The 1,256-nt window shown below is 75.2% G+C and carries 1 protein-coding gene; it reads right to left on the bottom strand.

The features are described 5' to 3' along the window. A partial coding sequence (locus CCN56_RS25420; RefSeq protein ID WP_086830312.1) for an amidohydrolase occupies positions 1-1,201 on the bottom strand: 1,201 nt, incomplete at its 3' end. Positions 1,202-1,256: the final 55 nt, after the last annotated feature.

The raw sequence follows: 1,256 nt of genomic DNA, 5'->3' as shown, positions 1-1,256 counted from the left end.
CGCGCGTGAAGTCGCAGCAGTGCGTGGGCTGCATCGACGCCAGGACGCCCAGCTCCGCGAAACGGCGCAGCGTGTCGTCCGGCACCGTCTCGATGTGCTCGACCCGGTGCCGCACCTCGGCGCCCCCGCCGGTCCGCGCCTTCTCGACGGAGTCGAGCACGTGCCGTACCGCCGCGTCGCCGATCGCGTGCGTCGCGGTGGCCACGCCCGCCCGGTGCAGCTCCCCGATGATCCGGGTGTACGCCTCGGGGTCCGGCCAGAACGCGTGCGTGGACTCGCCGTGGCAGTCCGGGCGCTCCAGCCACGCCGTGCCGTTGTCGATCGTCCCGTCCATGAAGAGCTTCACGCCCGCGACCTGCCACAGCTCGCCGCCCGTGCCCTGGAGGTCGATCAGCTCCCGTACCCCGGCCTCGTCGGTCCCCGGCTGGCACCAGGGCGCGACCCTGAGCCGCAGCGGCAGCTCACCGGCCGCGTCGAGCTCCCCGTACAGGGCGAGGCTGTCGCCGTTGGCGTCCATGGCGTGCCCGCCGGTGAGGCCCGCCGCCGCCATCGACCGCAGCGCCGCCGCGAGCCGCTCCCGGCTCTCCTCGCGCGTCGGCCGGGGCGCGACCCGTTCGACCAGCTCGCAGGCGGCGTCCTCCTGGAGCAGCCCGGTCGGGCGCCCGTCGGCGTCGCAGACGACCTCGGCCGAGGCCTGGTCGAAGGTGCGGGGGCCGTCGACCCCGGCGAGTTCGAGGGCCCGGCGGCTGGCCAGCGCCGAGTGGGCGTCGAAGAGCAGCAGGAAGGCCGGCACGCCGTCGAGCACGGCGTCGAACGGCGCGGTGCCGACGGGCCGGTCGCCGAAGACGTTCGGGTCCAGACCCCAGCCGAACAGCCACTGGCCGCGGTCGAGGGTCCGCACCTCGCGGGCCAGGGCCTCCCGGACGTCGTCGAGGTCGGCGCAGTACGACAGGTCGAGTCCGTGCGTGAGCTCGGCGCCGGACACAGGGTGCAGGTGGCCGTCGACGAGGCCGGGGGTGACGACGGCCCCCTTGAGGTCGACGACGGTGGTCGCCGGACCGACCAGCGTCCGGATCTCGCGGTCGTCGCCCAGGGCGGAGATCCGGCCGTCGTCGGAGACGGCGAGCGCGGTCTCCGGCAGGAACGCCCCCGTGCCGGGGTCGAGCAGACGGGCGGAGAGCAGGACGAGTCGGGTGCGCACGGTGGCTCCAGGAGAAGTGCGAGAGGTGGTCGGGGCGGGGGCGTTCCTGCCGGAG

The sequence above is a fragment of the Streptomyces sp. NRRL B-24572 genome (genome assembly GCF_002156145.1).
GTDB lineage: Bacteria > Actinomycetota > Actinomycetes > Streptomycetales > Streptomycetaceae > Streptomyces > Streptomyces vietnamensis.
Note: the sequence above shows the minus strand (reverse complement) of the source record. Positions and strands in the feature narration are given on the sequence as shown.